The 25,131-nt window shown below is 72.6% G+C and carries 20 protein-coding genes and 3 pseudogenes; 13 read left to right on the forward strand and 10 right to left on the reverse strand.

Features of this window, described 5'->3' with window-relative positions; genetic code table 11:
- Window positions 1-199 precede the first annotated feature (199 nt).
- Window positions 200-691: pseudogene (locus DRB89_RS45390) on the forward strand (hypothetical protein); the annotation flags it as partial.
- A 371-nt stretch (window positions 692-1,062) separates the two neighbouring features.
- Here DRB89_RS45390 and DRB89_RS37085 read toward each other — a convergent pair.
- From DRB89_RS37085 to fmt, 7 genes are all read right to left on the reverse strand, one after another.
- Window positions 1,063-1,461, reverse strand: a complete 399-nt coding sequence (locus tag DRB89_RS37085; protein ID WP_112463925.1) for a barstar family protein — start codon at window positions 1,459-1,461, stop codon at window positions 1,063-1,065.
- Window positions 1,458-1,946 carry a ribonuclease domain-containing protein gene (locus tag DRB89_RS37090; RefSeq protein ID WP_112452446.1) on the reverse strand — a complete coding sequence of 163 codons (489 nt, stop codon included), beginning with the start codon at window positions 1,944-1,946 and terminating at the stop codon, window positions 1,458-1,460. Before DRB89_RS37090 ends, DRB89_RS37085 begins: the two co-directional genes overlap by 4 nt.
- Before the next feature lie 49 nt (window positions 1,947-1,995).
- Window positions 1,996-2,220 carry a hypothetical protein gene (locus DRB89_RS45395; RefSeq protein ID WP_112452447.1) on the reverse strand — a complete coding sequence of 75 codons (225 nt, stop codon included), beginning with the start codon at window positions 2,218-2,220 and terminating at the stop codon, window positions 1,996-1,998.
- Window positions 2,221-2,356: 136 nt separating this feature from the next.
- Window positions 2,357-3,370, reverse strand: coding sequence for a sugar-binding domain-containing protein (locus DRB89_RS37100; protein WP_112452448.1), 1,014 nt, complete (start codon window positions 3,368-3,370; stop codon window positions 2,357-2,359).
- Between the two features lie 124 nt (window positions 3,371-3,494).
- Window positions 3,495-4,181: a ribulose-phosphate 3-epimerase gene (gene rpe / locus DRB89_RS37105; RefSeq protein WP_112452449.1), complete on the reverse strand. Its 687-nt coding sequence runs from the start codon at window positions 4,179-4,181 to the stop codon at window positions 3,495-3,497.
- Window positions 4,182-4,316: 135 nt separating this feature from the next.
- Complete coding sequence (locus DRB89_RS37110; RefSeq protein ID WP_112452450.1) at window positions 4,317-5,798, reverse strand: transcription antitermination factor NusB; 1,482 nt, start codon at window positions 5,796-5,798, stop codon at window positions 4,317-4,319.
- Between the two features lie 145 nt (window positions 5,799-5,943).
- Window positions 5,944-6,888, reverse strand: a complete 945-nt coding sequence (fmt, locus tag DRB89_RS37115) for a methionyl-tRNA formyltransferase (RefSeq protein WP_112452451.1) — start codon at window positions 6,886-6,888, stop codon at window positions 5,944-5,946.
- A gap of 422 nt (window positions 6,889-7,310) precedes the next feature.
- Here fmt and DRB89_RS37120 point away from each other — a divergent pair.
- The 3 genes and pseudogenes from DRB89_RS37120 to ptsP all read left to right on the forward strand — a co-directional run.
- Window positions 7,311-7,766, forward strand: a pseudogene (locus tag DRB89_RS37120) (hypothetical protein); the annotation flags it as partial.
- Between the two features lie 693 nt (window positions 7,767-8,459).
- Window positions 8,460-8,909, forward strand: coding sequence for a PTS glucose transporter subunit IIA (locus DRB89_RS37130; RefSeq protein ID WP_112452414.1), 450 nt, complete (start codon window positions 8,460-8,462; stop codon window positions 8,907-8,909).
- Between the two features lie 74 nt (window positions 8,910-8,983).
- On the forward strand, window positions 8,984-10,654 hold the full coding sequence (gene ptsP, locus DRB89_RS37135; RefSeq protein ID WP_112452415.1) for a phosphoenolpyruvate--protein phosphotransferase: 1,671 nt from the start codon (window positions 8,984-8,986) through the stop codon (window positions 10,652-10,654).
- A gap of 99 nt (window positions 10,655-10,753) precedes the next feature.
- Here ptsP and DRB89_RS37140 read toward each other — a convergent pair whose 3' ends face one another.
- Both DRB89_RS37140 and DRB89_RS37145 read right to left on the reverse strand, forming a co-directional pair.
- On the reverse strand, window positions 10,754-11,671 hold the full coding sequence (locus DRB89_RS37140; RefSeq protein WP_112452416.1) for a hypothetical protein: 918 nt from the start codon (window positions 11,669-11,671) through the stop codon (window positions 10,754-10,756).
- Between the two features lie 69 nt (window positions 11,672-11,740).
- A complete protein-coding gene (locus tag DRB89_RS37145; protein ID WP_112452417.1) occupies window positions 11,741-13,717 on the reverse strand; it encodes an acetoacetate--CoA ligase in 1,977 nt (658 codons plus the stop codon).
- 227 nt (window positions 13,718-13,944) lie between these two features.
- On the opposite strand from DRB89_RS37145, the pseudogene DRB89_RS37150 reads away from it, so the two are divergent.
- From DRB89_RS37150 to DRB89_RS37175, 6 genes and pseudogenes are all read left to right on the forward strand, one after another.
- Window positions 13,945-14,568: pseudogene (locus tag DRB89_RS37150) on the forward strand (glycosyl hydrolase); the annotation flags it as partial.
- A gap of 205 nt (window positions 14,569-14,773) precedes the next feature.
- Entirely contained in the window at window positions 14,774-15,625 is an 852-nt protein-coding gene (locus DRB89_RS37155; RefSeq protein ID WP_112452444.1) for a LysR substrate-binding domain-containing protein, read from the forward strand.
- A 136-nt stretch (window positions 15,626-15,761) separates the two neighbouring features.
- Window positions 15,762-15,998 carry a hypothetical protein gene (locus DRB89_RS37160; protein WP_204357917.1) on the forward strand — a complete coding sequence of 79 codons (237 nt, stop codon included), beginning with the start codon at window positions 15,762-15,764 and terminating at the stop codon, window positions 15,996-15,998.
- Window positions 15,999-16,096: 98 nt separating this feature from the next.
- On the forward strand, window positions 16,097-17,920 hold the full coding sequence (locus DRB89_RS37165; protein ID WP_112452443.1) for an AMP-dependent synthetase/ligase: 1,824 nt from the start codon (window positions 16,097-16,099) through the stop codon (window positions 17,918-17,920).
- A 123-nt stretch (window positions 17,921-18,043) separates the two neighbouring features.
- Window positions 18,044-19,306 (forward strand): ABC transporter substrate-binding protein, encoded by a 1,263-nt coding sequence (locus DRB89_RS37170; RefSeq protein WP_112452442.1) that lies wholly within the window; start codon window positions 18,044-18,046, stop codon window positions 19,304-19,306.
- A 16-nt stretch (window positions 19,307-19,322) separates the two neighbouring features.
- Window positions 19,323-21,374: an ABC transporter permease gene (locus DRB89_RS37175; protein ID WP_239516551.1), complete on the forward strand. Its 2,052-nt coding sequence runs from the start codon at window positions 19,323-19,325 to the stop codon at window positions 21,372-21,374.
- On the opposite strand, the gene DRB89_RS45400 is transcribed toward DRB89_RS37175, so the two are convergent.
- The gene (locus DRB89_RS45400; RefSeq protein ID WP_239516552.1) at window positions 21,371-22,285 is read right to left on the reverse strand and encodes a YoaK family protein; all 915 of its coding nucleotides are present in this window, start codon (window positions 22,283-22,285) and stop codon (window positions 21,371-21,373) included. The genes DRB89_RS37175 and DRB89_RS45400 overlap by 4 nt on opposite strands.
- Before the next feature lie 395 nt (window positions 22,286-22,680).
- On the opposite strand from DRB89_RS45400, the gene DRB89_RS37185 reads away from it, so the two are divergent.
- The 3 genes from DRB89_RS37185 (at window position 22,681) to DRB89_RS37195 (ending at window position 25,131) form a co-directional block, all read left to right on the forward strand.
- Window positions 22,681-23,115, forward strand: a complete 435-nt coding sequence (locus DRB89_RS37185) for a VOC family protein (RefSeq protein WP_112451051.1) — start codon at window positions 22,681-22,683, stop codon at window positions 23,113-23,115.
- A gap of 30 nt (window positions 23,116-23,145) precedes the next feature.
- Window positions 23,146-23,850, forward strand: coding sequence for an epimerase (locus tag DRB89_RS37190; RefSeq protein ID WP_112453777.1), 705 nt, complete (start codon window positions 23,146-23,148; stop codon window positions 23,848-23,850).
- Between the two features lie 72 nt (window positions 23,851-23,922).
- Window positions 23,923-25,131, forward strand: a complete 1,209-nt coding sequence (locus DRB89_RS37195; RefSeq protein WP_112451052.1) for an RNA ligase — start codon at window positions 23,923-23,925, stop codon at window positions 25,129-25,131.

Here is a 25,131-nt window from a genome sequence, read left to right on the forward strand (position 1 = left end):
GGCGGTGAACGGCTGCCGCGGGGCCGAGTTCATCCTTTGGCGTGATCTGACAAATTCCCGGCGCTTCGAATTCGGAAGGCCCCGAAGGGCTTATGAATAACCGAACGGAAAGCGCGCCGCACCACATGCGCGCCGGGCAGAAACCGAAGGAGAGATCATGGGCAAGAAGCGTCGGGTGACCGCTGCGGCCGGATCGGTGATGACGGTGCTCCTGCTGGCGGCGGGATGCGGCGCCGGATCGGGCGGATCCGGCGGGGTGACCGCCGTCCGGCCCGCCGGGGCCGAGCAGGCCCTCGGTGACGGCTACGACTCGGGATACGGCTCCGCGGGCTCGGCGGACCCCGCGGCGGACCCCGCCGGGGAGGCCTCCGCGCCGGCGGGCCGGCTGGCGGTCCGGGAGATCGTCGGGGTCGGCAGCGCGGTCACCGACAGCGCCGGCGCCACCCTCTACCGCTTCGACAAGGACACGGCCCAGCCGCCCCGGTCGAACTGCGCCGCGGACTGCGCCACCCTCTGGCCCCCGGTGCCGGCGAACGACGCCCAGGCCGCGGCCGGCATCGACGCGGGGCTGCTGGGCGCGGTCGACCGGGCCGACGGCGTCCGCCAGCTCACGCTCGGCGGGTGGCCCGTGTACCGGTACGCGAAGGACACCCGGGCGGGCGAGGCGAAGGGCGAGGGCGTCGGCGGCACCTGGCACGCGGTGGCGGCCGACGGCACGGAGGCCCTGCGGCGCCTGCCCCCGAGCGCCTACGACGTCCCCGACCTGGCGCGCGACGTGCCCGCCCCGCCCGGCGCCGAGGTCTGCCGCCAAGCGTTGCGCGACCGGCTGGCGACCCTCGTGCTGATCCTGACGGCCTCGGCGAGCGCACGGGGACGGGCGGCGGGCCGGGGCCTCGCCGCCCTCGACGGGACCTTGGCCCGCGCCACGGCCGACGCCGAGGGCGATCCCGCGCTCCAGGCGGCCGTGGCGTGGGCGAAGGTCTCGTCGAGGGCGGCGAGGTCCGGGCAGAGCCCGGGAAACGGTGAAAGGGCGGGGCGGGGAGAAGCCCCGCGCAGCGGCACTCAGCGCCCCCGCACAGCCCGCGCCCCACCACCCGGCGCCTCGGCCAGCAGCACGGTCAGCCCGACCCCGCCCTCACCCTCGCGCCAGAATTCCGCCGCCCCCTCCAGAACCTCCTGCAGGGTCTCCCAGTCCTCCGGCCGCTCACCCGCGTACCCCCGCCAGGAGGTCACCGCCAGCAGCCGCCCCGGCGCGTCCGGCAGCCACGACAGATCGGCCAGCGCGTCCGCCAGCGCGTCCCAGTTCGCCCCGAAGTACTCGGGAACCCGCAGCACGCCCGCACACCGCCGCATGAGCCCGGCCTTGCCGCGCACCCCGTCCAGGTCCAGCCTCAGCACCGTCCACCCCGCCTCCTCCGCGGCGGCGACGGCGGGGGCCAGGGGCTGCTGGTCCAAGGTCATCGGAGAACCGCCTTGAAGGTCTTGTAGTGGTCGTCCGTGTAGAAGAACTCCCCGCCCTCGCCGGTCACGATCCGGCGGGCCCCGCGGTCCCGTTCACCGGGCGTCCTCACGGTGAACTCGTGGTAGTGACCACGCTTCTGCTTCGGCAGGACCTTCTCGAAATTACCGAAGACGGTCCCGTCCTGCCGGTACTGGTACGGCCCGCCCTTGTCGATCAGCGCGAGCACGTCCCGGGCCTGCTGCGGCAATGCGCCGGCCCGGACCGTGGCCATCCCCTTCGCCCACCCGGGCGTCGGCACGGGCACGGTGGAACTCGCCGCCCCGCTCGGGGCGGCGTCTACCAGGGGGCCGGGACTAGCGTCGGTGGTGGCGGCGGCGGGCGCGGGATTCTTCCCGCTGCAGCCCACCGCACCGACCAGCGCCGCACAGAGGAACACGGCCCCCAGTACACGCAGCAACGATCGGGGCACGTTCCGAAAGATCATGCACCGATCGTGCCAAATATCCGATTCTCCCGCGAATCGCGCGCTCTCTTCAGAGGGCGGCCATCTTGGTGTACGGACTCAAGATTCGCTTCCGGACCTCCGGCCCGAATTCAACGAGGACAGCGATCCCCTCCTCAACTGCGACGACACGGCCGAGGCCGTGCTCATCGTGAGTAACCCGGTCGCCGACGCTGAAGTGCCGGAGCGGCGCTTCCACGGGGGCCTTGAACGGGCTGGACGGCAAATGGCGGCGAGGTACTGCTGACTTTGTCATTGCACCCAGTATGCGCCCCGCGAGCCGTCCAACGGTCCGCCGTTCGGATCTCAATTACGGCACCATCCGCATCAGCGAACATCCCGCAGCCGCGTTTGAGCGCCATTCGTCCGAAGAATCGGACCAATCCGAACAATCACTCGTCGGGGTCGGCCCGCTCCAGGGCGGGCCGCAGCCCGGGCTGCGATTCCGTCAGCAGATAGTCCGCGACGGCGGTGTCGGTGACCAGGCTGGTCACGAGCCCCGAGCGCAGCACCGCGCCGATCGCGGAGGCCTTGCGCAGCCCGCCGGCGATGGCGACGACCTCGGGGATCCGGCGCAGCCGGTCGGCCTCCACGGTGATGCAGCGCTCGCCGAGGTCCCGGCCGACCCGGCGGCCCTCCGCGTCGAAGAGGTGGGCCGACATCTCGGCGGCGACACCGAGCGAGGCGTAGTGCGCCCGCTCCTCGTCGCTCAGCATGTCGTGGACGGTCGAGATCCCCGGCTCCCAGGACCCGATGGAGACGGCGGCGACCGTCACCTTGTCGAAGTACTCGAAGGCCCGCGCGATGCCCGTCTGGTTGCGCAGCGCGGCCGCCGTGGCCGGGTCGGGCAGCAGCATCGGGGCGTAGATGGGGTGCGCGTCCCCGCCCGACACCTGCGCGGCCCTGCGGACGGCCTCCACGGACCCGCGCTCGGCCGTCCCGGCGTCGTACACGCCCGTCAGCTGGACGACGGTGCAGGGAGGCAGCCGGTGCAGGGAGGCGGCCATGTGGATGGTCGAGCGGCCCCACGCGAGGCCCAGTACGTCGCCCTCGTTGACGAGCTCGCCCAGCAGGTCGGCCGCCACGGCGCCCAGGTTCTCCGGGTCGGGCGCGTCCTCGGTGGCATCGGCCGGGGACTCCACGACCACGGCGTGCCGCAGCCCGTACCGGGCGCGCAGCGCGTCGGAGCGCTCCGCGTCCAGTTCCGCCGGCACCCGGATCTCGATGCGCACGAGGTCGCGCTCCAGAGCGGTCTCCAGGACCCGGGCCACCTTGAAGCGGCTCACGCCGAACTCCTCGGCGATCTGGATCTTGGACTTCCCCTCCAGGTAGAAGCGGCGCGCCATGGCCGCCGCCTGCACCAGCTCCGCGGGTCCCATCCGCAGGGCTGACCGTCCCGCCGACATTGCAGACACCGCGTTCTCCTCACTGCTGTTCACACTCTCGACTCGCCGTTCATCCTGTCAGATACGACGGCCGTTGATCAGCCTGGACAGCTCCCGTTCACCGAGCTGTTCACCAAGCCTTGTCTCAGTGGTCGCAAGCCCAGGGCGCCGCCGCGATGGCCGCACCCGCCTGCTCACGCAGCGTGCGCACGGCGGCCGCCGGGTCGACCGCCCCGTAGACCGCGCTGCCCGCGACGAACACGTCCGCGCCGGCCTCGGCGCACCGCTCGATCGTCGAGGCGGATACCCCGCCGTCGACCTGCAGCCACAGCTCCAGGCCGTGCTTGGAGATCAGTTCCCGGGTACGCCGGATCTTGGGCAGCATGATGTCGAGGAAGGGCTGCCCGCCGAAGCCGGGCTCGACCGTCATGATCAGCAGCATGTCGAGCTCGGGGAGGATGTCCTCGTACTGCTCGATGGGCGTCGCCGGCTTGAGCGCCATGGACGCGCGGGCCCCCTTGGCCCGGATCTCCCGCGCGAGCCGCACGGGCGCCGCGGCGGCCTCCGCGTGGAAGGTGACCGATCCCGCACCCGCCTCGACGTACTGCGGGGCCCAGCGGTCGGGGTCCTCGATCATGAGGTGCAGGTCGAGCGGGATGTCCGTCGCCCGGCTGAGCGACTCCACGATCGGCACGCCGAGCGTGAGGTTCGGGACGAAGTGGTTGTCCATGACGTCGACATGCAGCCAGTCCGCGCCCTGGACGGCCTTCGCCTCCTCGGCGAGCCGGGCGAAGTCGGCGGACAAGATGCTGGGATTGATCTGAACGGCCATGCCCCAAGCGTGCCATGCCGCCGAACCGTTCCGGCCACTACCCCGAAACTCCCGCCCGGGGCGCAGACCCCGCCCCGGCGGGGGTCCGCGAGAGGACCCCCGGGGCCCCCGCCGACAGCGGTTCCCGGACAGGGACTACGCGGTCCGGCGCAGCAGCGCGAGGTACATCGCGTCCGTCCCGTGCAGGTGCGGCCACAGCTGCACGTCCGGGCCGTCGCCCAGCGCCGGGACCCCCTGCATGTACGGCCGCGCGTCGATCAGTTCCGCCGCGATCGGGGCCGCGCCCGCGCCCCGGCCCTTCAGTACGTCCTCCACGACCACCCGGGTCTCGGCCAGGTGCGGCGAGCAGGTCGCGTAGCCCACGACGCCGCCCACCCTGACGGCCGCCAGCGCCTCGCGCAGCAGCCCGCGCTGGAGCGGCGCGAAGCTCTCCAGGTCCTCCGGGCGGCGCCGCCAGCGCGCCTCCGGGCGGCGGCGCAGCGCGCCGAGGCCCGAGCAGGGCACGTCCACGAGGACCCGGTCGAAGGAGCCCGGCAGCCACGGCGGACGCGTCCCGTCCGCCGTGATGACCTGGTAGGGGCCCGGATTGCCGGCGAGCGCCTTCTCCACCAGCCGGGCACGGTGCGGCTGCTTCTCGGAGGCCAGCAGGAACGCCCCGCGCTCCGCGGCCAGCGCGGCCAGCAGGGCGGCCTTGCCGCCGGGGCCCGCGCAGCCGTCCAGCCAGCGGGTGTCGCGGCCCTCGACCGGCGCGGCCGCCAGGGCCATCGCCACCAGCTGGCTGCCTTCGTCCTGGACGCCCGCGCGGCCCTCGCGGACCGCTTCCAGCGCGCCCGGTTCGCCGCCCTCGGCCATCCGCACCGCGTAGGGGGACCAGCGCCCCGGCAGCGCCGAGTCCTCGCCGACCGCCTCCAGCAGCTCCTCGGTGGTCGAGCGGCCGGGACGGGCCACCAGCGTCACCTCGGGCCGCTCGTTGTCGGCCTCCAGCAGGTCCTCGATGCCGGCCCGGCCGCCGCCCAGCGCGTCCCACAGGGCGCTGACGACCCACCTCGGGTGCGAGTGGAAGACGGCGAGGTGTTCCTCGGCGTCGTCCTCGTACGGCGGCGCGACCTTCTCCAGCCAGCCCTCGAGATCGTGCGCGGAGATCTTCCGCAGCACCGCGTTCACGAATTTCGCGCGCCCGTCCCCGAGCACCACCCGGGCCAGCTCCACGCTCGCCGACACCGCCGCGTGCGTGGGGATCCGGGTGCCGAGGAGCTGGTGCGCGCCCAGCGACAGCACGTCCAGCACCGGCGGGTCCACCTCGCGCAGCGGCCGGTCGATGCACGCCTTGATGACCGCGTCGTACGTGCCCTGGCGGCGCAGCGTCCCGTACACCAGCTCGGTGGCCAGTGCCGCGTCCCGCGCCTGGAAGGTCTCGTCCTTGCGGGCCTTCTTCAGCAGCGGCGGCAGCACGAGGTTCGCGTACGCGTCGCGCTCGTCCACCGCCCGCAGCACCTCGAAGGCCAGCATCCGGACGGGGTCCTTCTGCGGCCGGCGGTACGGCTTGCCCGACTTGGCCGGCTTGCCGCCGCCCTTGCCCGAGGTGGCTGCCGGTCGGCTACGGGGCTGTTCGCTCACGTGAAAGGTGCTCCGGGGTTACGTAACGCTGGGGATGGAACGAAGCGCGGCGCCGGGGAGGCCGCCGCGGACACCTGCCGCGGCCGGGCCGGACATCGGCCCGGACTCGGCCCGGACATGGTCCGGGAATCGAAAGGTGACCGGATCAGCCTACGTCGGTCCCGCCGAGGCGCTCGCCGGGAGCGATCCGCACCCCGCGCGCCCAGTCGGCGGCCTTCATCGGCTTCTTGCCCTGCGGCTGGACCCAGAGCAGCTCCACCGCGTGCGAGCCGGTGCCGACGTGGACGTTGTTCTTGCCCGCGCTCAGGTCGCCCGGCTTCAGGTCGGTGCGGTCCGCGACCAGCCCGACGGAGATCAGCTTGAGCCGCTCCCCCCGGAAGACCGTCCACGCGCCCGGCGCCGGGGTGCAGCCGCGCACCAGCCGGTCGGCGCGCATCGCGGGGGCCGACCAGTCGATCCGGGCGTCCTCGACGGTGATCTTCGGCGCGAGCGAGATCCCGTCGGCGGGCTGCTCGACGGCGCGCAGGGTGCCGTCCTCGATGCCGTCCATGGTGGCGACCAGCAGGCCGGAGCCCGCGAAGGCGAGCCGGGTCAGCAGGTCCCCGCTGGTGTCGGTGGGCCGGATCTCCTCGGTGAGGATCCCGAAGACCGGGCCGGTGTCCAGACCCTCCTCGATCCGGAAGGTGGAGGCGCCGGTGACCTGGTCACCGGCCATGATCGACTGCTGGACAGGTGCGGCGCCGCGCCAGGCGGGCAGCAGCGAGAAGTGCAGGTTGACCCAGCCGTGCGCGGGGATCTCCAGGGCGCTCTTGGGGAGCAGCGCGCCGTACGCGACGACCGGGCAGCAGTCCGGGCCGATCTCGCGCAGCCGGGCCTGGAACTCCGGGTCGCGCGGCTTGACGGGCTTGAGGACCTCGATGCCGGCTTCCTCGGCGCGCTCGGCGACGGGGCTGGCGACGAGGCGGCGGCCGCGGCCGGCCGGGGCGTCGGGCCGGGTGACGACGGCGGCCACTTCGTGGCGCCCGGACGCGATCAAGGCGTCCAGGGCGGGCACGGCGACCTCGGGGGTGCCTGCGAAGACGAGCTTCACTGGGGTCTACCTCGCTATCTCGGCTGTCATCAGCGCACCAGTCTAGTGCTGTGACCGGAAAGGTTTGCCGGGTCGCGGTGTCCGGTGCGGTGCATCGCAAGGCGGAGGGCCGCCGCTTGTGCTGGACGTACTTCGGTGGTCCGACAACGCGGCGAGGTGCCGTGCCGGGCGCCGCGACCCGGTGGACCTTTCCGGTCACAGCACTAGGGTCTGTCCGCCCACCGCCCCACCTGCGAGGCGGCGTTCGCCCGAGGGGGCGTACGCACACCCGCGCGCTCCTCGCATATGCCGACACGCCCCCATAGCGTGACCTGCCCGCCCGGTGACGCGTTGGTCAAAAGAGATTGACCGAAACGGGCCGCGAAACAGAACGGTGTCTGCGGCCCTATCCGCTCTTCAGCACCGGTTCGAGAGGCTTCTTCATGGCCGACCACGCCACCCACGACGCCCAAGCACGGGCCAGCCTGCACCTCCTGGTGCGGGACATCGAGCGGGTTCGCCGGCAGGTGGATGCTCTGCGTACGCTCACCGCCCAGCTCGGCAACGTCTACCGCCCGCGCCGCTCGGGTCCCTCCACGGGCTTCGTCGTCTACGGCCGGGCGCCCGCGCCCACCGTCCGCCTCGCGCAGGAACTGCGGGACAGCGTCGAGACGCTGGTCACCGCCGCGGTGGACTTCGACCGCTCGCTCGGCTTCTCCTGGGACGCGGTCGGCTCGGCGCTCGGCGTCACGAAGCAGGCCGTCCACCGGCGCTACGGTGCCCGGCGGGCGCAGAGCGCCGAGTCCGTCGAGCGCGAGCCGCTGGCCGAGGGCAGCACCACCCGGACCCTGGGGCCGCTGCCCACGGTCCCCGCGGCCCGCTCGGTCCCCCCGCAGCCGATGCGCGAGGAATCCCAGGCCGCCCGCTCGCCCGCCTTCCCGGGCCCCCGCAAGGCAGAACCGCGACCTCACAGGTCTTTTTCAAAGGAACCTCATCCACCGAAATGGACGGGGTATCAACTTTTTGGCGTTGATTTTTGGCACGCTGTTGAGTTCTCAAGGAACGGACGCTTCCTTTGTACTCACCCTCAGTAATGTTTACTGGGGCTTTCCTCCGGGCGCTTCCTTCGTTCTTGCGTTTCCGACTCTACCAGAGCCAGTCTCGCTTGTTTTCCGCCTTCCAGGTCAACGCTTTCGCGTTTCCCTTTCCGGCGATTCCGACTCTATCAGTCCTTCTCCGTCTCCCTGACCACTCTCCGTTTTGCCGAATAGGCATGCGGAAAAGCAATCGGGATCAAGATCAGTTAAGAAGAGAGGAGGTTGCCCGTCCATCAGCCGTTCGCGAGATGTTCACACGAGGCTTCCTGGCGGGAGTCACGACAGTACAGGTCCGCAGGAGCCCAAGCAAATCGATTCAGGCGTATGGTCTAGTCCACCGGTCTAGTCCACTAGTCTCCGTGCCGAAGGACCAGTCCGGATCGGGACCAACACCGGGCGAACCCGAACATCTCGTGACTTATCCTTCTGAAGAGTACGCCGTTCGCGACAGGTAGTGACGGCGACACGAAGAAGCCCCACCCCTGGGAGGCCCCCATGACCAGCGTGATGTCCCCACTTGCCGGGAACGCCATCGGACTCGCGGCAGTGCCCGATCCGGTGTTCTCCGGCGCGATGGTGGGTCCGGGCACCGCCATTGATCCCGTGCGCGAGCCTTCGGAGGCCGTGTCCCCCGTGGACGGTGTAGTCGTCTCCCTGCACCCGCACGCGTACGTCGTCGTAGACAGCGAAGGCCACGGTGTCCTCACGCACCTGGGCATCGACACCGTTCAGCTCAACGGCGAGGGCTTCGAGCTCCTCGTCAACAAGGGCGACACCGTGACCCGCGGCCAGGCGGTCATCCGTTGGAACCCCGCTGCAGTCGAGGCTGCCGGCAAGTCCCCCATCTGCCCCGTCGTGGCACTGGAAGCGACCGCCGAAGCTCTCGGCGACCTCGTCGAGGCCGGAGACATCAAGGCCGGAGACCTTCTCTTCAGCTGGCAGTGACGTATCCGCCTGCTCGGGCGAACTGGACATCCAACGCGGCGGGTGGACCCGCCGCTCAATCGGAGACGGGTGAAATGGAGACAACGCTGCGAGGCGTCGGCGTGAGCCACGGTGTGGCGATCGGCGAGGTTCGGCACATGGGTACGGCGGTTCTCGAGCCGCCGGCGAAGCAGATCAACGCGGACGAGGCGGAGCGCGAACAGGGGCGCGCCCGTCAGGCCGTGGAAGCTGTGTCGGCCGACCTGATCGCGCGCGGCCAGCTGGCCGGTGGCGAGGCTCAGCACGTGCTCGAGGCCCAGGCGATGATCGCCACGGACCCCGAGCTGATGACGGACGTTGACCGGCGGATCGCCGTCGGCAGCACCGCCGAGCGCGGTGTGTACGACGCCTTCTCCCACTACCGCGAGCTCCTCGCGGGGGCCGGCGAGTACATGGCCGGCCGCGTCGCCGACCTGGACGACGTGCGCAACCGCATCGTCGCGCGCCTGCTCGGCGTGCCGATGCCGGGCGTGCCGGACAGCGACGAGCCGTACGTGCTGATCGCGCGCGACCTCGCGCCCGCCGACACCGCTCTGCTCGACCCGGCGCTCGTCCTCGGTTTCGTGACCGAGGAAGGCGGACCGACCAGCCACAGCGCGATCCTCGCGCGGGCGCTGGGCGTGCCGGCCATCGTGGCGCTGCCGGGCGCGGGCGAGATCGCCGAGGGAACCCTGATCGCCGTCGACGGCAGCACGGGCGACCTGTTCGTGGACCCGTCCCCGGAGAAGCAGGCCGAGCTGGAGGCCGCGGCCGCCGAGCGCAAGGCCGCCCTCTCCGCGTCCTCCGGTCCGGGCGCCACGTCCGACGGGCACAAGGTGCCGCTGCTCGCCAACATCGGTGGTCCGGCGGACGTGCCGGCCGCGGTCGAGGCCGGGGCCGAGGGTGTGGGCCTGTTCCGCACCGAGTTCCTCTTCCTGGACGACAGCAAGAAGGCGCCGACCGAAGAGAAGCAGATCGAGTCCTACCGCAAGGTGCTCGAGGCCTTCCCCGAGGGCCGTGTCGTCGTACGTGTCCTGGACGCCGGCGCCGACAAGCCGCTGGACTTCCTGACCCCGGCCGACGAGCCGAACCCCGCTCTGGGTGTCCGTGGTCTGCGCTCGCTCCTCGACCACCCGGACGTGCTGCGCACGCAGCTCACCGCGCTGGCCAAGGCCGCCGAGGGGCTGCCGGTCTACCTCGAGGTCATGGCCCCGATGGTGGCCGACCGGATCGACGCCAAGGCCTTCGCGGACGCCTGCCGCGAGGCCGGCCTGCGGGCGAAGTTCGGCGCGATGGTGGAGATCCCCTCCGCCGCGCTCCGGGCGCGCTCGATCCTGCAGGAGGTCGAGTTCCTGTCGCTGGGCACCAACGACCTCGCGCAGTACGCCTTCGCCGCCGACCGTCAGGTCGGCGCCGTGTCGCGGCTCCAGGACCCGTGGCAGCCCGCGCTGCTCGACCTGATCGCCATGTCGGCCGACGCGGCCAAGGCCGAGGGCAAGAGCTGTGGTGTCTGTGGCGAGGCCGCTTCCGACCCGCTGCTGGCCTGTGTGCTGACGGGTCTGGGTGTCACCTCTCTGTCGATGGGTGCCGCTTCGATCCCCTACGTGCGGGCGACGCTCGCCAAGTACACCCTCGCGCAGTGCGAGCGTGCGGCTGCCGCCGCGCGTGCCGCGGACAGCGCCGAGGAGGCCCGCGTGGCCGCCCAGGCGGTGCTGTCCGGCGAGTAGTCGAGGCACCGTGCCGGACGGTGTGCAGTCGATCGAGGGGCCCTCGCCGGTGGCGAGGGCCCCTCGGCCGTTTCCGGCCGCGGGCCTCACCCGTTCGGGTCAGTGATGGGGGCCCGGCTCATCGACCTCGTATCCGGGGCAGTACTCGACGCCCGGCTCGGGGCCGACGGGCTCGCCCGTGTCGGCGTCGGTGCAGTAGGCGTTGAAGACGGCCGCCGCCGAGAGGGGTACCAGCCGGCCGCGGTCCAGGCGCCAGCCGTGGACCCGGTCCCGGTGTCCCTCGGCGGTGCTGCGCAGGACCACTCCCCCGGGTCCGCCCAGCGCCAGGCCCGCGGCGAGGACGGTCACGAAGTCGAGGCCCTCCCGTCCCTCGATCCGCGGCGGCCCGTCCGCGAGCGTGTCGGCGTGGAGTACGGCCAGGAGCTGTTCGGCCTCGGCCGGGACGCTGCACACGAGGTGGTGGTGGCCCGGGCCGGCCCGGTCGACGAGGTGCCTGAGCGCGTCGGCCGCGCGCTCGAAGGAGGCGGTCCCGATGTCCTGCCCGCAGTCGGCGCAGTTGCCCACGCCGGCCAGGAGGGTGGTGGCGTACTCCCAGGTGGCCTGGCGGACCGCCTCGTCCACGAGGAGCGGGACCAGCTCGTCGATGGGCTGTCCGGCATACGGGAGGGCGCCGCTGCCGCCGGCCAGTTCGGCGGTGAAGCGGGTGCGCGCCCCCGGGGTGTCCGGATCGAGTCCCTGCCGGGCGCAGTACTCGCCGTAGTCCTCGGGGTCGAAGAGGGCGACCGTGGTGTGGATGCCCTGGGCCGCGAGGGAGCGGAGCAGGCGATCCACCTGGTCCAGGTAGTCGCGGTGGTCGTCGAAGGCGAAGCTGCGGTAGCCGCGCATGGCCGCGAAGTCCCCCGCGTCGGCCAGGAGGCCGACGGTGCTGGGGACTTCGCGGCGCAGCGTGCGGCGCCTTCGGGTACGGGCGGGTCGTCCCGCCGTGGCCTCGGTCCTGCTGTCGTTCGAGCGTGGCATCGGATCCCCCTGAGTGCGCGATCGCTTGCTCACTCAGCGTAACCACGGCCACTGACAGTGGCCCCGGGTTCAGCCCCGGGTGCGGGCGAGCTCCTCGTAGAAGCTCAGGAGGTCCAGGTTGTCGACCGAGCCGGGGTTGACCGCCTTGGCCATGGGCGCTCCCTGGAGGAGGCGCTTGACCGGTACTTCGATGCGCTTGCCGGTGAGGGTGTGCGGGATGCCCGGGACCTCGATGATCTCGTCGGGGACGTGGCGCGGGGAGAGCTCCTCGCGGATCGTGGCCTTGATCCGGGCGCGGAGGTCATCGTCGAGGACGGCGCCGGGCGCGAGGTGCACGAAGAGCGGCATCCAGTAGCCGCCGTTCGCCTCCTCCAGGCCGATGACCAGGGATTCCTTGATCTCCGGGAGTCGTTCCACGGCCTCGTAGATGTCGGCGGAGCCCATCCGGACGCCCTGGCGGTTCAGGGTGGAGTCCGAGCGGCCGTGGATGACGACGGAGCCGTGGTCGGTGATCGTGATCCAGTCCCCGTGGCGCCAGGCGCCCGGGAACATCTCGAAGTAGCTGTCTCGGTAGCGGCTGCCGTCGGGGTCGTTCCAGAAGCGGATCGGCATGGACGGCATGGGGTTGGTGACGACGAGCTCGCCGACTTCTCCGATGACGGGCTTGCCCGCGGGGTCCCAGGCCTGGAGGTCCGTGCCCAGGCAGGCGGCCTGGAGCTCACCGATGTGCACGGGGAGGGTGGGGACGGCGCCGGCGAAGCAGCTGCAGACGTCGGTGCCGCCGCTGACCGAGGCGATCCAGAGGTCCTCGGCCACCTCGTCGTGCAGCCAGCGGAAGCCGTCGGGGGGCAGCGGGGAGCCGGTGGTGGCCACGCACTTCACGGAGGAGAGGTCGAAGTCGCGGGAGGGATGGACTTCCGCCTTGCGGCAGGCCATCACGTAGGCGGCGGACGTCCCGTAGAGCGTGGCCCTGGTCCGCTCCGCGATGCGCCATTGGGCGCCGGTGTCGGGGAACCCCGGACTGCCGTCGTAGAGCACGACGGTGGTTCCGGTGAGCAGGCCGGAGACGAGGAAGTTCCACATCATCCAGCCGGTGGAGGTGTACCAGAAGAACCGGTCCTCGGGGCCGAGGTCGCAGTGCAGGCCGATCTGCTTGAGGTGTTCGAGGAGGATGCCGCCCTGCGACTGGACGATCGCCTTGGGCAGGCCGGTCGTGCCGGAGGAGTAGAGGACCCAGAGGGGATGGTCGAAGGGGACCGCCTCGAAGACGGGCTCGGTGTCGGCGGAGGTCAGGTCCGCCCAGGTGAGGGCGCCCGCGGGGGTCGGCGTGCCGAGGAGCGGGATGTGGACGACGGCGCGCAGTGAGGGGAGCTCGGCGCGCAGCTCGGCGACGGTGTCGCGGCGGTCGTGCTCCTTGCCGCCGTAGCGGTAGCCGTCGACGGTGAACAGGACGACCGGCTCGACCTGTTGGAAGCGGTCGAGGACGCTGCGGGCGCCGAAGTCGGGGGCGCAGGAGGTCCAGACGGCGCCGACGGCGGCGGTGGCGAGGAGGGCGGTGACGGCCTCGGGGATGTTGGGGAGGTAGCCGCTGATCCGGTCGCCGGGGCGTACGCCCAGGGTGCGCAGTTCGGCGGCGAGCGCGCCGACCTGGCGGCGGAGCTCGGCCCAGGTGACGACGGTGGGCTCGTGGGTCTCGTCCACGTGGAGCAGGGCCGCGTCGGCGGCGCGTGCCGGGTCCTCGGCGGCGCGCAGCGCGTGCTCGGCGTAGTTGAGGGTGGCGCCGGGGAACCAGTGGGCGCCGGGCATGGACCGGTCGGCGAGGACGGCCTCGTAGGGGGTGGTGAAGCGGACGTCGAACCACTCGGCGACGGCCTGCCAGAAGGTGTCGAGCTCGTCGACGGACCAGCTGTGCAGGGCCGGGTAGCCGCCGTCCGCGGGCGCTCCGTGGTGTTCGGCGGCCCAGGCCTGGAAGGCGGTGATCCGGGCCGCGGCGATCCGGTCGGGGCCAGGCGCCCAGAGGGGCTCGGGTGGGGTGGCTGCGGTCATGGGTCGGCTCCCGGTCACGTCTGCGGCTCGCGCTTCGTGGGCGTGTCGTGTGGTGTTCGTACGGTGCCACCGCGCGGGGGGTGTCCGCGCGAGGGCTCACTGGGACGATGCCATGTGATCGACATCCGCACCAGAGCCGTCATCGGCGGTCGGTTGTGATCCTTTGGAGAGTGAACGGCAGTTGAACGCAGCCTTCTGGGCCGGGTGCCGGTGGCAGGGTGGGCGCCATGGACGGTCGTGAGCTGGTGCGTGCGGTGCGGGACCTCGGCAGCGGGCGGGGGCGCCGCGCCTGGCGCTCGGCCTGGCGCAACCGGCGCGTGGACGCGGCGGGGCTCGCGCCCCGGGGCGCGGAGCGGGCGCGGGTGCCGGGACTCCTGACGGGTACGGAGCCCCTGCCGGGCGGCGGCGTGCTGCGGTTCACCCGTTCGGAGCTGCTCGTCCGGGTCACCGTGGGCGGCGCGGTGTTCTGGGGCTGGGACGGGGCCGCGCCCACGCCCTCGTACGCGGTGGTCGGCGACGGGCCGGAGCCCGATCCGCGCGCCGTGCTGGAGCCGGACACCGGGGGCGGCTGGCGGGTGGTCTCCGAGCGGGTGACCGTGGCGGTGTCCCGGCACGGGGCCGTCGAGGTGCGCACGCCGGGCGGTACGGTGCTGCGCCGCGAGCTGCCGCCCCGCTGGTGGGAGCCGGTGCGCCCGGCCGGGGCCGCGCAGGAGCCGCCGGCCGGCGCGGGGGCCGCGGGGTCGGGGTCGGCGGGGTCGGCGCGGTCGGCGCGGTGGCTGCTGCGCAGCGAGGTCGCGGCGGACGCGCGGGTCTTCGGGCTCGGCGGGCGGGCGGCGGGGCCGCGCCCTAGGGCAAGGGCGCACCGGTTCTTGAACACCCAACCAACGGTCTCGTCCCTTTCTATGGCAGCGTATGGTGTGTATAAGAGACAGGGGACGGGGACGAGGCAGAAGGAACGTTCCTTCCCATCCTGGGGGGTGGGGTGGTGATCGGGAAACCCGCACACCGCTCTGACTGTCATCACGGAACGCGATGAGCGGGAGTAGGCTGGACGGCATGTACGACCCCGCCCAGCTGCGCACCTTCCTCACCGTCGCCCAGACCCTGAGCTTCACGCAGGCCGCCGCCCGCCTCGGCGTCCGGCAGTCCACGGTCAGCCAGCACGTGCGGCGGCTGGAGGAGGCCACCGGCCGACCGCTCTTCCTGCGCGACACGCACAGCGTGGAGCTCACCGAGGACGGCGAGGCGCTGCTCGGCTTCGCCCGCTCGATCCTGGAGGCGCACGAGCGCGCCGCGGCCTTCTTCGCGGGGACCCGGATCCGCGGCCGGCTGCGCTTCGGCGCCTCGGAGGACTTCGTGCTGACCCGGCTGCCGGAGATCCTGGAGGCGTTCCGGCACGAGCACCCCGAGGTGGAGCTGGAACTCTCCGTGGAGCTGTCGGGGACCCTGCACGAGCGGCTGGACGCGGGGCGCCTCGACCTCGTACTCGCCAAGCGGCGCGGGGACGCCGACGAGCGGGGACGGCTGGTGTGGCGGGACCGGATGGTGTGGATCGGGGCGGAGGGCCTGCGGGTGGACCCCGACCGGCCGGTTCCGCTGATCGTCTTCCCGCCGCCGGGCATCACGCGGGCGCGGGCGCTGGACGTGCTGCAGGCGGACGGGCGGCCCTGGCGGATCGCCTGTACGAGCGGCAGCCTCAGCGGTCTGATCGCGGCGGCCCGGGCGGGGCTGGGCGTGATGGCCCACACCCGGGGGCTGATCCCGCCGGGGCTGGTCCGGGTGGGCGGGCTGCCGGACCTCGGCTCGGTGGAGTTCGCGCTGCTGCGCGGACCGCGGGTGTCGGCCGCCGCGGAGGCCCTGGCGGCGGCGATCCTCTCGGGCGCGGACCGCCTGACGCGCGCGGCGTAGCCGGGTCCCCGGCTCCGGCTCCGGCTCCGGCTCCGGCTCCGGCTCCGGCTCCGGCTCCGGCTCCGGCTCCGGCCCACGGCTCCTTCCCCGAGGCGCGGGTCGTCAAGACCCTCAACACCGTGAACAAAACGCCGTCATGGTCGAGCCCTCCCGGGTCCCCGGCCACCGCACCGTCTTCCTGGGCGGCGACGACGACGGCGCGAAGGGCGAGACCGCCGCGCTCCTCGAGGAGTTCGGCTGGGCTCCCGGAGAGATCACCGATCTGGGCGATCCGTCGAGCGCCCGCGCCACGGAAGCCCTGATGGGACTGTGGCTGCGGCCGTACGGGGTGCTGGGTCCGGTGGACTTCAACATCTCCGTGGTCACGGCCTGAGCGAGGGCTGAGGAGGTCTTGTGGAGGTATTCGCCCGTTGATCAACGGCGGGGAGGGGTGGGATAGCGTCACCGCGCTGTGCGGAGAGGAGCGGGTCCTTGCGCGAGATCACCGTCCCACCCGTCGTCACGGGCGCCCCCGTCGGCGGTCTGGCCGATGCCGTCTTCCGGAACGCCCGCGAGGACCCCGGCCGGGTCGTGCTGGGCCGCAAGACGGGCGGGGTCTGGCAGGACGTGACCGCGGGCGAGCTGGCCGCCGAGGTGACGCGGCTGGCCCAGGGGCTGCTCGCGCACGGCATCGGCTTCGGTGACCGCGTCGCGATCATGTCCCGTACCCGGTACGAGTGGACCCTCTTCGACTTCGCCCTGTGGGCGATCGGCGCGCAGCCCGTCCCCGTCTATCCCACCTCCTCCGCCGAGCAGGTCCACTGGATCCTGTACGACTCCGAGTGCACGGCCTGCGTGGTCGAGGACGAGGACCAGGCCATGACCGTCGGCTCGGTCATCGAACGGCTGCCCCGCCTGCGCCGGCTCTGGCAGTTGGACACGGGGGCGGTCGAGGGGCTGACCGAGGACGGCCGGCAGGTCTCCGAGGACGTCGTGCACCGCCACCGGGGCGCCGTGACGCCCGATGCGACGGCCACCGTCATCTACACCTCGGGGACCACCGGCCGGCCCAAGGGCTGCGTGCTGACCCACGCCAATTTCATGTTCGAGGCCGACACCATGGTCACCCGCTGGGAGTCCGTCTTCCAGGCCGGGCCCGGCGAGCAGCCCTCCACCCTGCTTTTCCTGCCGCTCGCCCACGTCTTCGGGCGGATGGTGGAAGTGGCGGCCGTCCGCGCCCGGGTGAAGCTCGGGCACCAGCCGGTGCTGGCGGCCGCCGAACTGCTGCCGGATCTCGCCGCGTTCCGCCCGACGTTCGTGCTCGGGGTCCCCTACGTCTTCGAGAAGGTGTTCGCCGCCGCCCGCCGCAAGGCCGAGTCCGAGGGCCGGACCGGGCCCTTCGACCGGGCGGTGGAGGTGGCCGTACGGTACGCGGAGGCGCGCGAGCGGAAGGCGTTCGGCACCGGGCCCGGACCCACGGCCAAGCTGCGGATGGAGCACCAGCTCTTCGAGAAGCTGGTGTACGGGAAGGTCCGCGAGGCCCTGGGCGGCCGGGTGCGGCACGCCATGTCGGGGGGCTCCGCGATGGCACGCCGGCTCGGGCTGTTCTTCGACGGCGCCGGGGTCACGGTGTTCGAGGGGTACGGGCTGACGGAGTCGTGCGCGGCGGCCACCGCGAACCCGCCCGGGGCGACGAAGTACGGGACCGTGGGCAAGCCGATCCCCGGCGCCACCGTCCACATCGCCGACGACGGGGAGGTCTGGCTGCACGGCGCCCACGTCTTCGCCGGGTACCTGAACGACCCGCAGGGCACCGAGGCGGTGCTGCGGGAGGGCTGGCTGGCGACCGGGGACCTGGGGCGCCTCGACGACGACGGGTACCTGACGATCACCGGGCGCAAGAAGGAGATCCTGGTGACCTCCAACGGCAAGAGCGTCGCGCCGACCGCCCTGGAAGAGCGGGTCCGTTCGCACCCGCTCGTCTCGCAGTGCGTGCTGGTGGGCAACGACCGGCCGTACATCGCGGCCCTGCTCACTCTGGACGTGGAGGGGGTCGCGCACTGGATGGCGATGCGCGGCCGCCCGCAGCTGCCGGCCTCGGAGCTGGTGCTCGACCCCGATCTGACGGCGGAGGTCCGGCGCGCGGTGGTGGCCGCGAACACCCTGGTCTCGCAGGCCGAGTCGATCCGCACGTTCCGCGTGCTGGCCGGGCAGTTCACGGAGGAGCGGGGTCTGCTGACGCCCTCGCTGAAGCTGAAGCGGCGGGCGATCGAGAAGGCCTACGCGACGGAGGTGGCGGCCCTCTACCAGTCGTGACCGCACCCGGGTGGACTGCCTCCCACCATATCTGACGCATCGTCACTTTACTTGGTCATTGATATTGACGATGCGTCAGGTCGCGCACAGAATGCGGGGATTCCGACCGGAGGGGATCCACACATGTTGCGACCGATCCGCACCTTGGCCGCCGCGGCGGCGACACTCGCGCTCGTCTCCGCCTGCAACTCCGCCTCCAACGGCTCCTCCCCGGACAAGCCGGGGGCCGCCGGGAACTCCCGCGGGGTGAGCGCCGACTCGATCAAGGTCGGCGGCATCGTGTCGATGACCAGCGCCAGCGGCTACAGCAAGAAGGACACCGACCTCGGCGCGAAGGCCCGCTATGCGAGAGCCAACGCCGAGGGCGGGATCAACGGCCGCAAGATCGACTACATCGGCGCCGAGGACGACGGCCAGGACCCCGCCAAGAACCTCGCGGCGGCCCGCAAGCTCGTCCAGCAGGACAAGGTCTTCGCGGTCTCCCCCATGAGCTCGGTGACCTTCTCCGGCGCCGACTTCCTCGAACAGGAGAAGGTCCCCACCTTCGGCTGGGGCACGCTCCCCTCCTTCTGCGGCCCCAAGTACATCTACGGGTTCAACGGCTGCCTCGTCCCCACCCCCGGCGGCACCATCAACCAGACCTGGCCCGAGGGCATCGGCCAGGTCCTCGGCGGCGCCCGGGGCAAGTCCGTCGCGATCATCGCCAACGACAGCGACGCCGGGAAGTTCGGCGTGCGCACCTTCCAGCAGGGCTTCGCCAGCGCCGGGTTCAAGGTCGCCTACGCCAAGGCCTCGGTGCCCGGCACCGCCGTGCCGAGCGACTGGTCGGCGTACGTCAAGGAGATCCTCGAGAGCAATGACGGCAAGGCCCCCGACGCGGTCGTCTCCGTCATGCAGACCCCCAACAACATCGGGCTGTTCACCTCGCTCAAGCGCAGCGGGTACAAGGGGCTGCTCTCCGACCCGACCGACTACGACCCGGGCCTGCTCGCCCAGGACGCCACGAAGCAGGCCCTCGACGGCGTGCACGTCCTGCTGCAGTTCGAGCCCTTCGAGTCCACCGACCCGAAGATGGCCCAGTTCAAGGCCGACATCAAGGCCGCGGCGGGCGGCAAGGACGTGCCCCTCAACATGCACATGATGACCGGGTACATGTCCGCCGACCTGTTCGTGTCCATCGCGAAGAAGGCCGGCAAGGACCTGACCACCGAGTCGTTCCAGGCCGCCGCGCAGGGCTTCTCCGACACCGCCACCCTCGTCGGCGACCGCGCGGAGCCCAAGGGGCAGAAGGACAGCTTCGGCTGCGGTGCGCTCGTCCAGCTGAAGAACGGCGCCTACGAGGTCTCTGTGCCGTTCAAGTGCCACGAGCCCATCCCCTTCAAGTAGCGGGCCGGGAAACGGCATGGGAGATCTGCTCGCCTTCGTACTGAGCGGTCTGGTGTCCGGCGCCCTGTACGCACTGCTCGCCACCGGGCTGGTGCTGTCGTACTCGGCGTCCGGGCTGTTCAACTTCGCGCACGGGGCCACCGCCTACCTGTCCGCGCTCACCTTCTACGAACTGCACTCCGGGCTGGGCTGGCCGGCCGTCCCGGCGGCGCTGCTGGTGGTCCTCGTACTGGCACCCGGGCTCGGCTGGGCACTGGACCGGCTGATGTTCCGGCGGCTCGCGCAGGTCGGCGAGACGGCGCAGATCGTCGCCACCATCGGCCTGCTGGTGGCCCTGCCGGCGGCCGGGCTGTGGACGGTGGAGCTCCTGACGGACGCGGGGGCTCCGCTCAAGCCCGCGGAGAACCAGTTCGGGCTGCCGGGGGTGGGGCCGAGCCCCGCGAAGTCCTGGCAGCTCACCTCCGACGTCGGGATCGACTCCGACCAGCTGATCACCTGGGTGGCCACGGCCCTGGTGGCGGTGGCCCTGTGGGTGCTGATGCGGCACACGCGGCTGGGGCTGCGGCTGCGGGCCGCCGTCGACAACCGCTCGCTCACCGAGCTGCGCGGGATCGACGCCGGCCGGCTGTCCTCGGTGGCGTGGATGATCGCCTCGGGGCTGGCCGGACTGGCGGGGGTGCTGGCGACGCCGCTGCTGGGGCTGTCCGCGCACGACTTCACGCTGTTCCTGTTCGTGTCGGCCACCGCGGCCGTGATCGGACGGTTCGCCTCCGTACCGCTCGCCTTCGCGGGCGGACTGGGGCTCGGAGTACTGCAGAACCTGGTGGTCGGCTACGCCTCCTTCGCCGACTCCGTCACCGGGTTCAGGACGGCCGTGCCCTTCCTGATCCTCTTCGGCGGGCTGCTCGTCCTCACCCGGCGGGCCCGCACCACCGGGACCGCCGCGGTGGACACGGCCTCGGTGGACCACCTGGCCGGAGCCTCCTGGGGGCGGCGGTGGGGGGTCTGGGCCGTCCTGGGCACGGCCCTGGGCGTCGCGTTCTACACCGTCACCACGCCGTTCTGGAGCGGGCTCCTCGCCCAAGGGCTGGCCCTGGCACTGGTGTTCATGTCCTTCACCGTCGTGACGGGGCTGGGCGCGATGGTCTCGCTGGCCCAGGGCACCTTCGTGACGGGCGCCGCGCTCGTGGCCGGGCTGCTGATGAGCCACGGGTGGCCGTTCGTCGCCGCGCTGGCGGTCGGCACCTGCGTGGCCGCCGTACTGGGGGCCCTGGTCGCGCTGCCCGCGCTGCGCCTCGGCGGGCGCTCCCTCGCGCTGGCCACCCTGGCGCTGGCCTTCCTGGCGGACCAGGTGCTGTTCCAGATGCGGTGGCTGCGCAACGGGGACGCGGGGTGGTCGATCCCGCGTCCCGTCGTCGGGCCGGTGGACCTCTCCGACGACCGGGCGCTGGGGGTGGCGCTGTTGGTCCTGGCGGCCGCGGTCGCCGCCGGGCTGAGCGCGCTGCGGAACTCGCCGTCGGGGCGGGCGATGCTCGCCGTACGGTCGGCTCCCGCGGCCGCGATGGCCTCCGGGGTGTCCGTGCTGCGGACGAAGCTGCTGCTGTTCACCCTGTCGGCGGGGCTGGCCGGGTTCGGGGGCGTGATGTACGCCTCGTACAACACCCGGATCACGGCGACCGACTTCACCGCGATGACCGGGCTGGTGTGGCTTGCGGTGGTCGTGGCGGCGGGGGTCCGGCGGCCCCAGTACGCGGTGGTGGCGGGGCTGGTCTTCGCCGTCGCCCCGCGGGTGATGGCGGACTACGTGACGGAGTCGGCGCACCTGCCGGTGATCCTGTTCGGGCTGGCGGGGTTGGCCTTGGCCAACGATCCGGACGGGTATTGCGCGGCGGTGCCGGTGCGGTTGGCGCGGCGGCGCGCCGGTTCCCCGGTCGAAGCCGGGGCCGTCCCCGGAGCCGTTACCGCGGCCCGGGCCGTTCCCGGGGCCACCCCCGGGGCCGTTCCCGGGGCCCGGGCCGGCGAGCGGGCCGGGGTGGGCCCTGCGGGGCTTTCCCCCACCCCGCCCTAGTCCGCCGGAAGCCAGCGGCCTGCCCGCAGGTCCTCCGGGTGCTCTTCGACGCGGATCATGTGGACGCGCAGATCACCCAGCTCGAACCGGCCCGGCCCGACCTTCTTCCAGCCGCCCTCGGCCACCATGCCGTGGTTCTCCCCCCACGCCCCCTCGATCCCGGCCCGCCGCGCGCCCCCTGTGCCCGTCGCCGCTGCGCCGGCGCCGCGCCGCCCCTCGCGGCTCCCCGCCCTGGCCAGGACCACGCAGACCAGCAGGCCCACGGCCGAGGCGAGCGCCCACACCGATCCGTGACGCAGGGTCAGCAGACCCCCGGCCAGCGCCCCCAGCAGCAGGGCCGCGACCGTCACGAGGCGGCGCAGGGAGGCGGGCCCCCACCGGTCGGCCGCCAGCCCGGTCAGCGCCCGGGTGACCACGGTGGTGGTCAGGTCGGGCACCGCGATCCGGTGCACCACGGCGTTCTGCAGGCCCATGCCCAGCGCGAGCAGGGCGATGACGGGCGGTGGCCCCGCGCCGGCCGCCGTCAGGGCGAGCGCCCCGCCCACCAGTACGGTCTGCGCGGCGACCAGCGGCGCGAACATCCGGCCGGCCCCGCTGGCCGGCCGCAGCCGGCCCGCGGCCAGCGCGCCGGTCAGGAAGGCGCCGACGGCCAGCAAGGAGTCCGGGGCGGACAGCGACCGGTCGCCGGCGAGCGCGAAGCCGAGGAAGACGACGTTGCCCGTCATGTTGGCGACGAAGACGTGGCCGAGCCCCAAGTAGCTCACCGCGTCGACCACACCGCTGACGAAGGTGAGGACGATCAGCAGCGGCGGCAGCACCCCGTGGACGGACTCGGAGCCGTCCGGGCCCGGCGGGAACAGGAGCGCCGCCAGCGGCCGCAGGATCCCGCGCCGCCGCCCGGTGGAGGTCATGGGGGTCCCTTGCACAGTGTCTTCGCCCCCGGGGAACGGTAGCGGCCCCGGGCGCACGGGCGAAGGAGCGACCCGCGCCCTTCAGGGGGTGTCTGGTGGATCTCCGCGGCGTCGCGACGCCCGGCACGCACTAGTGCTGTGACCGGAAAGGTCCACCGGGTCGCGGCGCCCGGCGCGGCACCTCGCCGCGTTGTCGGACCACACCGGTACGTCCAGTACGAGGCGTGCTCCTCCGCCCGGGGGCCCCTCCCAGCGGTAGCTGGGGGAGATGCACCGCACCGAACACCGCGACCCGGCGAACCTTTCCGGTCACAGCACTAGCCGGCCGGGGGCCCGGCCCGGCCCGATCGCGGCGCCACCGGGCCGCTGTCAGACCCCGGCGATAGGGTCCCGCCATGGCCTACACATTCCAAGTGACCGTCGACTCCGCACACCCGCACGCCCTCGCAGACTGGTGGGCCGAGGCCCTCGGATGGGAAGTCGAGCCCAGTGACGAGAAGTTCATTCGCGGCCTGATCGCCGCCGGGCACGCGAGCGAGGAGGACACCACCACGCACCGGGGCGTCCTCGTCTGGAAGGCGGGCGGGGCCATCCGCCATCCCGAAGGCCTCGAGCGGGCGCCCCGGGTCCTCTTCCAGCTGATCGAGGAGCCCAAGACCGTCAAGAACCGCGTCCACCTCGACATCCGCACCGGCGAGGACGACCCCGCGGCCCTCGTCGAGCGGCTCCTCGCCAAGGGGGCCGAGCACCGGCACGACGGCCGCCAGGGCCCCTTCGCCTGGACCACCCTCACCGACCCCGAGGGCAACGAGCTCTGCGTCTCCCACTGAGCGCGGGCACGCCCGCATAGGGTGGGCGACGTGAACGTCATCCTCTTCGGCGCGACCGGAATGATCGGCCGGGGCGTGCTGCGCGAATGCCTGCGCGACGACTCGGTGGAAAGCGTCCTGGCCGTCGGCCGCACCCCCCTGGCCGTCACCCACCCCAAGCTGCGCGAGCTCGTCCAGGCCGACCCGACCGACCTGTCGGCGCCCGGCCTGGACCTCGCCGCGTACGACGCGTGCTTCTTCTGCCTCGGGATCTCCTCCTTCCGGATGAAGGAGGAGGAGTACCGCCGGATCACCTACGACCTGACGCTCCGGGCGGCCCGCACCCTGGCCGGGGCCAACCCCGGGCTGACCTTCGCCTACGTCTCGGGCGAGGGCACGGACAGCACCGAGCAGGGCCGCTCCATGTGGGCCCGGGTCAAGGGGGAGACCGAGAACGATCTGCTCAAACTCCCCTTCGACGCCTACATGTTCCGCCCGGGGATCGTCCGGCCGGACCGCGGCACGCCCTCCAAGACCCCGCTCTACCGCGCCGCCTACGCCGTCACCGCGCCCCTCTTCCCGATCCTTGGGCGCGTCGCGCCCGACCTCGTCACCACCACCCGGGCACTGGGCCGCGCCATGATCGCGGTCGCCGCCGCCGGCCCCGGCGGCGCGGACACCCGGCGGATCCTGCGGGCGGCCGACATCAACCGGCTGGGCGGCGAAGGCCGAAGCCGTGCCGCGGACCCCCGCTAACCAGCGAATATTCGGTTTCGGCCGGGCCCTTCCGCCCCCGAGAATGAGGCATCTCGAACCGGGAGGAACCCCATGAGCCAGGACCGCCTGACTCTGCACGACCTGATGCCCGCGCAGGCGCTGACCGAGGCCATCGACGCCGGATACGTGACCCGCAAGGCACACCCCGAGCTGCCGCTGTCCATTTACACCTACACCCGGACCGCCCAGTACGAGCGGGTCTGGAACCAGGTCACCACGCGCTGCCGCGGCCTCGTCGCCGACGACGACACCGGCGCCGTCATCGCGCTGCCGCTGCCCAAGTTCTTCAACGTCGGCGAGCACGAGTCCGGCCAGCCGTACGCGCCCGCCCTGCCGGACGAGCCGTTCGAGGTGTACGACAAGGTCGACGGCAGTCTCGGGGTGCTCTTCCACTACGCGGGGAAGTGGCGCGTCGCGTCCAAGGGTTCCTTCACCAGCACCCAGGCCACCTGGGCCCAGCGCCGCCTCGACGGCCGGGACACCTCCTTGCTGGTCCCCGGCACCACCTACCTCGCGGAGATCCTGTACCCGCAGAACCGCATCGTCGTCGACTACGGCGAGCGCCGCGACCTCGTCCTGCTCGCCGCCTACGGGGCGGACGGCACCGAGGTGCCGCTCGCCGAAGCCGCGGTCCACTGGCGGGACATCGGCTCCGTCGTCACCACGTGGCCCGCGATGCCGCTCGACGAACTGCTCGCGCTGACCGCCTCCAGCACGCTGCCCGGCGGCGCCGGTGCGACCGGCACCGACGCGGAGGGCTTCGTGCTGCGCTTCGCCTCGGGCGTCCGCGCCAAGGCCAAGATCGCCGAGTACGTACGGCTCCACAAGCTGCTCACCGGCGTGACCGAGCGGGACATCTGGCGCGGCCACGGCATCCAGCGGTTCGCCGGCCTGCCGGCCAAGCAGCTGGCCCAGGGCCTGAACTGCACGGTCGCCGACATCGAGGCCTACGGCGGCAAGCCGCTCGACGCGCTGCTGGAGCAGGTGCCCGACGAGTTCGACCAGTGGGTGCGCTCGGTGATCGAGGGCCTGGAGGAGCGGGCCGCGCTCCGCGAGCGCGCCATCGACGAGGCCCACGCCTCGCTCGCCCACCTGGCCGCGGACCGCGGCGCGTTCGCGCGCGCCGCCCGGTCGCTGCGCGACAGCGGCATCCGCGGCGCGCTGTTCCAGCGCCTGGACGGCAAGTCGACCGAGCTCGTCAGCTGGCGGCAGGTGCGGCCCGAGGCGTCCGACCCCTTCACGAACGACGAGGAGAACTGA

Origin of the sequence: Streptomyces sp. ICC4 (assembly GCF_003287915.1) — a bacterium.
GTDB classification, from domain to species: Bacteria; Actinomycetota; Actinomycetes; order Streptomycetales; family Streptomycetaceae; genus Streptomyces; species Streptomyces tritrimontium.

What these genes read in the sequence shown, in the direction of transcription:
- DRB89_RS37195 (WP_112451052.1), top strand. Translation starts at nt 23,923, where the DNA reads ATGAGCCAGGACCGCCTGACTCTGCACGACCTGATGCCCGCGCAGGCG.
- DRB89_RS37130 (WP_112452414.1), top strand. Translation starts at nt 8,460, where the DNA reads ATGACCAGCGTGATGTCCCCACTTGCCGGGAACGCCATCGGACTCGCG.
- DRB89_RS37160 (WP_204357917.1), top strand. Translation starts at nt 15,762, where the DNA reads ATGGTCGAGCCCTCCCGGGTCCCCGGCCACCGCACCGTCTTCCTGGGC.
- DRB89_RS37085 (WP_112463925.1), bottom strand. Translation starts at nt 1,461, where the DNA reads ATGACCTTGGACCAGCAGCCCCTGGCCCCCGCCGTCGCCGCCGCGGAG.
- DRB89_RS37170 (WP_112452442.1), top strand. Translation starts at nt 18,044, where the DNA reads ATGTTGCGACCGATCCGCACCTTGGCCGCCGCGGCGGCGACACTCGCG.
- rpe (WP_112452449.1), bottom strand. Translation starts at nt 4,181, where the DNA reads ATGGCCGTTCAGATCAATCCCAGCATCTTGTCCGCCGACTTCGCCCGG.
- DRB89_RS37145 (WP_112452417.1), bottom strand. Translation starts at nt 13,717, where the DNA reads ATGACCGCAGCCACCCCACCCGAGCCCCTCTGGGCGCCTGGCCCCGAC.
- DRB89_RS37100 (WP_112452448.1), bottom strand. Translation starts at nt 3,370, where the DNA reads ATGTCGGCGGGACGGTCAGCCCTGCGGATGGGACCCGCGGAGCTGGTG.
- ptsP (WP_112452415.1), top strand. Translation starts at nt 8,984, where the DNA reads ATGGAGACAACGCTGCGAGGCGTCGGCGTGAGCCACGGTGTGGCGATC.
- DRB89_RS45400 (WP_239516552.1), bottom strand. Translation starts at nt 22,285, where the DNA reads ATGACCTCCACCGGGCGGCGGCGCGGGATCCTGCGGCCGCTGGCGGCG.
- DRB89_RS37140 (WP_112452416.1), bottom strand. Translation starts at nt 11,671, where the DNA reads ATGCCACGCTCGAACGACAGCAGGACCGAGGCCACGGCGGGACGACCC.
- DRB89_RS37185 (WP_112451051.1), top strand. Translation starts at nt 22,681, where the DNA reads ATGGCCTACACATTCCAAGTGACCGTCGACTCCGCACACCCGCACGCC.
- DRB89_RS45395 (WP_112452447.1), bottom strand. Translation starts at nt 2,220, where the DNA reads ATGACAAAGTCAGCAGTACCTCGCCGCCATTTGCCGTCCAGCCCGTTC.
- DRB89_RS37175 (WP_239516551.1), top strand. Translation starts at nt 19,323, where the DNA reads ATGGGAGATCTGCTCGCCTTCGTACTGAGCGGTCTGGTGTCCGGCGCC.
- DRB89_RS37155 (WP_112452444.1), top strand. Translation starts at nt 14,774, where the DNA reads ATGTACGACCCCGCCCAGCTGCGCACCTTCCTCACCGTCGCCCAGACC.
- DRB89_RS37090 (WP_112452446.1), bottom strand. Translation starts at nt 1,946, where the DNA reads ATGATCTTTCGGAACGTGCCCCGATCGTTGCTGCGTGTACTGGGGGCC.